Below are 7,390 nucleotides of genomic sequence, written 5' to 3'. Positions count from 1 at the left end.
CCACAGCAGATGAGCGAGCGTTCCCCAGAGGTGCATTGGCCAATGATGTTGCCCAGCACAGTCACCATGGGAGTGGCGCTGCACATGCCTATAATCCTGGCGGCGCTGGATCTCATTCCCACCCTAGAAGGGATCCCCGTTGGAGTGATGACGGGATCCAGCTTGGCGGGCATCGCCTTGGGAGCCTGGCTGTACCTACCGCGGGAGCGGCGGCCGGTGGACTGGGCTTTCTTGGCTGACTGGCAGGATCTGCTGGCCAACGACTTCTACACTCCCAAGCTCTACCGAGCCAGTGTGGTGTTTTTGGTGCGCATCATCTCTGATGTCACGGCTCTCTTTGATCGCTACGTGGTGGACGGCTTGGTGAATTTGACCAGCTTGGTGGTGCTGGCAGGCGGCCAAGTCCTGAAATACACCACCTCCGGCCAGTTGCAGGCCTATGTGCTGACCATTGTGGTGGGGGTGGCCTTGCTGGGTTGGTGGTTTTCTAGGCTTGGGTAGATCGAGGGGGTAGAAACCATGCTGAGTGCCTTGATTGTGTTGCCGATCTTGGGATCCCTGCTCCTGTTCCTGGGCTTGGGAGGGCGAAAGCTGGCGGTGGTCTTGGCCGCGATCCCGCTGGCCATCTCCCTGTTCCTATTTACCCGCTTCGACTTGCAGGCGACCGGCTTGCAGTGGGAGCAGCGGTGGGATTGGATCCCGCCAATTGGGCTGAGCTACTCCCTGGGCTTGGATGGGCTGTCTTTGTTGATGGTGGCCCTGAACGGGCTGCTCACCCTCATCGCCATTCTGACGGCGGAGCCGGAAGTGAAGCGGCCCAATCTCTTTTACGGCTGCATTTTGCTCATGAGCGGGTCGGTCAACGGGGCTTTTGCCGCTCAGAACCTGCTCTTGTTTTTCCTCTTTTACGAGCTGGTGCTGATCCCGATCTACCTGCTTATTTCCATCTGGGGCAGCCCCAAGCGGGATTACGCCGCCATCAAGTTTTTGATTTACACCGCTGTCTCTGCCATCTTCCTGTTGGGGGCGTTTTTGGCCATCTACTGGCTAGGGGATCCCCATACCTTTGAGCTGGCCGAGATTCGCATTAGCTCTCTGGGCCCTGCTGCCCAAACCCTGACACTCTTGGCGTTGATTGTGGCTTTTGGCATCAAGATGCCGCTGGTGCCTCTCCACACCTGGCTGCCCGACGCCTACGGCGAGTCTTCGCCGCCGGTGGCGATCCTGCTGGGTGGGGTGCTCTCCAAGTTGGGCACCTATGGTCTGTTTCGCTTTGGGCTGCAGTTGTTTCCCCAAGCTTGGGCCGATCTGGGCGAGATCCTGGCCTGGTGGGGGGCCATTGCTGTGCTGTCGGGAGCTTTGGCAGCCATCGCCCAAAAAGACATCAAGCGCATGGTGGCCTACAGCTCCATTGGCCATATGGGCTATATCCTGCTGGGCATGGCGGCGGCCACACCGATTAGCCTGACGGGGGCGATGGTGCAGATGATCTCCCACGGCCTGATTTTGGCGCTGCTGTTTGATCTGGTGGGCCTGGTGGAGCGCAAGGTGGGAACGCGGGATCTGGACGTGCTCAACGGCCTGCTCAATCCCCTGCGCGGCCTGCCCACCGTGAGTGCCCTGCTGATTTTGGGCGGCATGGCCAGCGCCGGGATCCCGGGCTTGGTGGGCTTTGTGGCGGAGTTTTTGATCTTCCAGGGCAGCTACCAGGATTTTCCCTTGCCCACCTTAATCAGCATCTGCGGCACCGGCTTGACGGCGGTGTATTTTGTAATCCTGCTCAACCGCACCTGCTTCGGCAAATTGGACAACCGCACCGCCTACTACCCACGGGTGCAAGGTTGGGAGCGGATCCCGGGCTTTATCTTAACTGCCTTGATTGTCTGGTTTGGGATCCAGCCTATGAACCTGGTGAAATGGCCGCAACCGTTGGCGTTTACTCTATCCACCCAGGTGGCTCAGGCCCAAACCCTCATCCTGGCCTCAGCCGGTGACTTTGCCCATTCTCCCTAGGTCACCTTCTCGGGAGGCGATCAAAGCAATCGGAGAACTTCCAGGAAGCGTCCAAGACCGAATTGAGATCTCGACGGATGGCCGCAAGGATCCAGAGCTTTTGAAGAGTTGGAGACTTCTTCCATGACGACAACCCTCACAACCCGCAAGCTTCCCCCTTCTACCCACCCTTTTGCGGATGTAGTCCACCGCCTCGAAGCGGGGGGATCCATGCTGCCGGATACGCCGGAAAACCTGATGCAAATTATCGGCCTTTACAAAGCCTATGCGGTGCCGATGGACTTCTACTGGCGGGATCTGCTCTACATTGCCGAGCAGGTGTTTGTGGATCCCTTGCCCTTTTTTAAGTACATCATTCCCGAAGAATACCTAAAGCTGGCCAATCACTACGCGGGAGATAATGCCGATTTGCGCATTTGGCGCGGCCCCGCCACGGCCCACCCGGAACTTCTGGAGTTCATGGAAAAAGGGGAGCTCAAGCGCAAGCTGCCGCGGATTTTGCATCACCTCTGGCATGACCGCATCAACATGGAATTTGCCGAAGAATGTATGCGGGCCATGCTCTGGCACCGGGATATGGGGGGCCTGTTGGATCCCTATATGGATTCCGAGGAATACAAACAAAATGCCGACCGCGCCATCCGCGCCTACTGTCAGGGTAATCCTCTCTTGACCGGCCTGTACAAGCTCTTTCCAGACATGTTTCTGGAACTCTGCCGCCAGGCCACCATGTATTCGGTGCTGGGCCTGTTTTGGGAGGTGATGGCCCCCGTCTTTTTTGAGATGAGCGATCTCTACGACGAGGGCAAAATCACCAGCGTGCCGGAGGCAATGAACTTTTTGGTCAACGGGATCTTCGCCATTGCCGGGCGGCCCATTTACCACCGGGTGCGCATTCGCGGAGAATGGTACGATATTGTGCCCAAATCCAAGGGATTTACCTGGCTCTACGAGGCGGCTTTCCCCTACGTAGAGGCTGTGTTCTATCGCACCTCTCCCTTCCGCGGCACCAAGTCCTACAACGCCCAGGCCAACCAAGTTCCCACCAACCAGTTGGACTTCCACTACGGGATCCTCTATGCCGACAAGTTTCCGGTGGCCACTGCTGGGATCCCGCCGACGCTTTTGCACCAGGATATGTACCACTTTTTGCCCCAGTATTTGGTGGAGTATTACCGCAAGCATTGCCGCGGTGAAGATGACATGCTGATCCAGCTTGGGATCAGCTTCCAGCGCTCCATGTACAACGTTACCTCAGCCGTGATCCAGGCGGGGAGGGCAGCTTTTCTCTATCCTTTGGACGATCCCAATCCGCGGCATTTGATGATGAACCGCCGTTATTTTGAGGGACAACTCAATCGCTTCACCCGACCAGAATACGGGATCCGAGAAGCAGCCCGCCTGGCCTACATTCAGGATCAGAACTATCGCTAGCCGACTTCAAGTGCCAGGCATTGACCCTTCCCCTTCTCGATTGTGTCCAGGCTAGGTAGCTCTGCAACTGCCTGTCTCTTTGGCTTTCCTATCATCCCAACTTTCAGAAAATAAGGATCTCGGCCATGCCTGATATTGTCGATATTGCCGTTTCTGCTGAGGGTTTCTCCACCCTAGTTACAGCCGTGAAAGCGGCAAACTTGGTGGATACTCTGAAAGGCCCCGGCCCCTTTACGGTTTTCGCCCCCACGGATGCAGCTTTCGCCAAGTTGCCCCCCGGCACCATTACCACCCTGGTGCAAAATATCCCCCAACTGACCCGCATCTTGTGTTACCACGTGGTGCCCGGTCGCCTGAAAAAGGCGGATCTGGCTAAGTATCGAAGTGTAGGCTCCGTGGAGGGATCCCCCATCGATCTGTTTATCGAAGGGGATGTGTTTGAAGTGAACAATGCCACCGTTATCCAGGCAGATATCGAGGCGGACAACGGCATCATTCACGTCATCGACACCGTGATCCTGATGCGCCCCCACTGGTTCTGGCCGATCATGCTCTCGGGAGAAACAGGGAAAAGCGAGGGCCAAAGCTTTGCTAGCGACCGCAGAGTCGATACACCGGCAAGGTGAAATGAAAACTGCTGCCCTTGCCCAGGATCGATTCCACCCAAATCTGGCCATAGTGGGCACGCACAATGCGACGGCAAAGGGAAAGGCCGATGCCATAGCCTTCCTGCTGTTGGTCGCGGGATAGGCGCACCGCATCGGAGAAGATGTTCTCTTGGTCGGCTTCCGGGATCCCAGGGCCGGTGTCGCTGACGGTCACCTGTACCTTTTGGCTGGTGCGGTGGAGGATGTTGAGGCGGATGGATCCCCCGGCGGGAGTGTACTTGATGGCATTGTCCAACAGGTTGAAAATAACCTGGCGGATCTTGTCGGGATCCACGTGAACTGTGGGCAGATCCACCGGAATATCGGCTTGAAACTGCAATTGCTTGGCTTGGATGCGAGGCAGTAGCTCCTCGATCACTGGCTGGCATAGGCTGGCCAACTGAGTTTCCACGGCTCGAATCCGCAGCTCCGAGGCACTGCCACGGGCCGACTCAAGAATGTCGGTGATCATGCTGTCCATCTTGCGCAATTGCTGGCGGGCATGCTCGAACAACTGCCGCTCCACCGCCTTGTCCAGGGATCCCTCTCGCCCTTGCTGTAGGGTTTCGACCGCCAGGGCTGTAGCCGTCAGGGGGCTGCGCAAATCGTGAACCAGCATGGCCAGAACGCGGTCTTTGAAGTCCAACTGCTCCCGCAGTTGGGCGCGCTCCTGGCGCAGCGAAAACACCTCTTCCGACATTTGCAACAACGCCTCGGTGGTTGGGGGAGGAGCAGGATCTTGACCCGCCTCTTCCTGGTGGGAAACCAAAGCCGCCTGACCCTGCCAGCGGGGCCACCACACTTCCAACTGCGTCGCCAGATCTTCGCCTGCCAAGACCTGAGCCGGCAGAGGCTCCGCTTTCACCAAGGCTGGCGTCACCACTAACTTGTAGTGCTCTGCTAGGTAGGGGTGCTCCTCCAGCGGTACCACCTTCAGATGGGCAGGATACTGGCCGGGCAGCCCCTGGATGTGCCGACGCAATTGCTCCGCCAGTTCCTCGATATTGGCTCGACCCTGAGCAAACAACAGTAAGCGAATGCCAGAGCGGGTGGAGGTGCGATCTAGCGAAGTTTGCATAGGCCAAAGTCCCAAGGGCCAAAGATGAAGTCTGCAGCAGAGGTTGCCGCCGACAAAACCGGGATCCCTCGCTGCCTGTTCTTTACCTTCCTAACACTTGGGAAAAGTTTAGGAGGGAACATCAAAGGTAGTAAACTCAGTGAAACAGGTAGGCTAGCCCTACCAACACTGCCAGCAACCCTGCTGTTGTCAGGGTGAAGTGCAGGAGAGAGGTTTTGCCTTTACGTACCATGTTGCGCATGGCCAGGCGGGTATAGCTCACCTGAGGCGAGGATCCCTCCTCAACGGAGGTGGAGCTGACAGGAGAGGGCTGTGACATCGGGATGGCCGGAACAAAAGCTGAGCACTACCTTTAACCTAGCTCAATCCGCCCATGTTGTTGATAAATACCCCCCCTGCCTCCCAGAGCCCTGGCTCAGTCAAAGTGGCAAGGGATCCGCAGGCACTGCTGCAACAGCTCCTGGTAATCCCGTCCGTCCATGAGAAAAGCCCCAAAGCGAGCCAGGTGCGGGCTCATCAACTGGGCATCGAAGAGACGAAAGCCCCGCGTCCGCAGGTGTTCCACCAGCTTGACCAGCGCCACCTTCGAAGCGTTGGGAATGCGGTAAAACATGGATTCGCCGATAAAGGCTGCCCCCAAAGCAATGCCCAGGATCCCCCCTGCTAAGGTGTCTCCCTGCCAGGTCTCAAAGCTGTGGGCAAACCCCGCCCGGTGCAGGGCAAGGTAGATCTGCTTTAACTGCGGGCTAATCCAGGTTTTCGGACGAGCAGCGCAGCCCTCCACCACCTGCTCAAAAGCACGGTTAATCCGCACCTGAAAGCAACCGCTGCGCAGCAAAGGCCGCAGCGAACGGGGACAGTGAAACCGCTCGTCCAAAGGGATTAGTGCGTGCTGCTTAGTGCCATACCAGGCCAGGGATCCCGTTTCTTCGTCTGCCATCAGGAAGTAGCCCTGGGCATATCCGGCCAGAATAGCGCCTATGTCCATGGGCCTCCCTCAAGATTGCCATTCCGGCGAGAGGCTGGCGAAATCCCCCGCCTCGACCTTGGGGTGACAATCCACGCAGCTGCTTACTCGCACTGGCGTAGGAAAGTCCACTTGCGGGTGCAAAGCGCGGAAGTAGCGAGACTCAGCCAGGCGATAGGGCACCGGTTCCCCTTGGCGCAGGGGACGGGAATTAGGCCGCAAATAGCCCCAAGCCAGTTGTAAAGCCACGCCGGTCAAGGGCTGGATCTGCTGGCCGTAGTGGCCGGGATCCTGTAGCAGCCGTCGCCAGGTTTCGGTGGGTAACACCTGAGCGGGCAGCGCCACATGGCAAGTGCCGCAACTGCGCACGTATTGGGCCTGCTCCAACTGGGCCTGGGTGAGGCCCTGCTGCGCTTGCGTCAGGGATCCCATCCATCCGACCAGAAGGACGATCAGGCCAAAAAGCCAAAATCGCCGCTGTCGCTTTCCCAAGGGAGCCATGCTCTCAGACCAAGGTCAATGCCTTCCCAATCTAGACCAGCCTGCGAAAGATCCAGGCCCAGTTCCTGGAATTGGCTTGGCCTATCTTTGCAGAAACTCCAGAAAATCCCCCCACCCATTGGGGATCCCCTGTCCCATCGCAGCATTTCTTGGCGCATCTCTCGCGTCGGCTGGGTCTAAAATAGCGGGGCTGCGGACTTTCCCTCGAGTTGTTCGTATGGATCTGCCTAACCTACTCTGGCCAGACCCCGGCGAGATCCCGGCTCCGCCCCAGCCGGGGATCCTGGGCATCTTGGCCTCCGGTAACGGCAGCAACTTCGAGGCCATCGCCCAAGCCATCGATGCCGGCGAGCTACGGGCGCAAATTGCCGTCGTGATCACCAACAATCCAGACGCCTACGTGCGGCAGCGGGCGCAGCGAAGAGGGATCCCTTGTATTCTGCTCAACCATCGGCACTATTCCAGCCGGGAGGCGCTGGACATGGCCATCTTGCAAGTGCTCCAGGAGCATCAGGTGGAGTGGGTGATTATGGCCGGCTGGATGCGCTTGGTGACCCAGGTGTTGCTGTCCGCCTACCCGGAGCGGGTTTTAAACCTCCACCCCAGCCTCTTGCCCAGCTTCAAGGGCCTGCGGGCCGTGGAGCAGGCGCTGGAGTACGGCGTGAAAATCACCGGCTGTACCGTCCACCGGGTTACGTTGGAAATGGATAGCGGCCCCATCGTGGCGCAAGCAGCCGTACCGGTTCTGCC

Annotated in this window: 8 protein-coding genes and 1 pseudogene; 5 read left to right on the top strand and 4 right to left on the bottom strand. The window is 58.3% G+C overall.

Features of this window, described 5'->3' with window-relative positions; all coding sequences use genetic code 11:
• The 4 genes and pseudogenes from NW835_RS11035 to NW835_RS11020 form a co-directional block, all read left to right on the top strand.
• Window positions 1-501: pseudogene (locus NW835_RS11035) on the top strand (NAD(P)H-quinone oxidoreductase subunit F); the annotation flags it as partial.
• 18 nt (window positions 502-519) lie between these two features.
• On the top strand, window positions 520-2,013 hold the full coding sequence (locus NW835_RS11030) for an NADH-quinone oxidoreductase subunit M (protein ID WP_414364098.1): 1,494 nt from the start codon (window positions 520-522) through the stop codon (window positions 2,011-2,013).
• A 123-nt stretch (window positions 2,014-2,136) separates the two neighbouring features.
• Window positions 2,137-3,447 (top strand): CO2 hydration protein, encoded by a 1,311-nt coding sequence (locus NW835_RS11025; protein ID WP_414385134.1) that lies wholly within the window; start codon window positions 2,137-2,139, stop codon window positions 3,445-3,447.
• 125 nt (window positions 3,448-3,572) lie between these two features.
• On the top strand, window positions 3,573-4,073 hold the full coding sequence (locus NW835_RS11020; RefSeq protein ID WP_414364096.1) for a fasciclin domain-containing protein: 501 nt from the start codon (window positions 3,573-3,575) through the stop codon (window positions 4,071-4,073).
• Here the strand turns inward: NW835_RS11020 and NW835_RS11015 are convergent.
• The 4 genes from NW835_RS11015 to NW835_RS11000 all read right to left on the bottom strand — a co-directional run bounded on the left by NW835_RS11015 (window position 4,039) and on the right by NW835_RS11000 (window position 6,640).
• On the bottom strand, window positions 4,039-5,172 hold the full coding sequence (locus NW835_RS11015) for a histidine kinase (RefSeq protein ID WP_414364095.1): 1,134 nt from the start codon (window positions 5,170-5,172) through the stop codon (window positions 4,039-4,041). The genes NW835_RS11020 and NW835_RS11015 overlap by 35 nt on opposite strands.
• A 136-nt stretch (window positions 5,173-5,308) precedes the next feature.
• On the bottom strand, window positions 5,309-5,491 hold the full coding sequence (locus NW835_RS11010; protein ID WP_414364094.1) for a DUF3285 domain-containing protein: 183 nt from the start codon (window positions 5,489-5,491) through the stop codon (window positions 5,309-5,311).
• 96 nt (window positions 5,492-5,587) lie between these two features.
• The gene (gene aat, locus NW835_RS11005; RefSeq protein WP_414415307.1) at window positions 5,588-6,160 is read right to left on the bottom strand and encodes a leucyl/phenylalanyl-tRNA--protein transferase; all 573 of its coding nucleotides are present in this window, start codon (window positions 6,158-6,160) and stop codon (window positions 5,588-5,590) included.
• A gap of 9 nt (window positions 6,161-6,169) precedes the next feature.
• Window positions 6,170-6,640: a hypothetical protein gene (locus NW835_RS11000; RefSeq protein WP_414364092.1), complete on the bottom strand. Its 471-nt coding sequence runs from the start codon at window positions 6,638-6,640 to the stop codon at window positions 6,170-6,172.
• 217 nt (window positions 6,641-6,857) lie between these two features.
• Between NW835_RS11000 and purN the strand changes: the two genes are divergently transcribed.
• Window positions 6,858-7,390: phosphoribosylglycinamide formyltransferase (purN, locus tag NW835_RS10995; protein WP_414415306.1), on the top strand; the 533-nt coding region annotated here is incomplete at its 3' end.

Source organism: Synechococcus sp. OH2 (assembly GCF_047462155.1).
Lineage (GTDB): Bacteria > Cyanobacteriota > Cyanobacteriia > Thermostichales > Thermostichaceae > Thermostichus.
The sequence above is the reverse complement of the archived record's forward strand: the minus strand, read 5'-3'. Positions and strand labels throughout refer to the sequence as shown.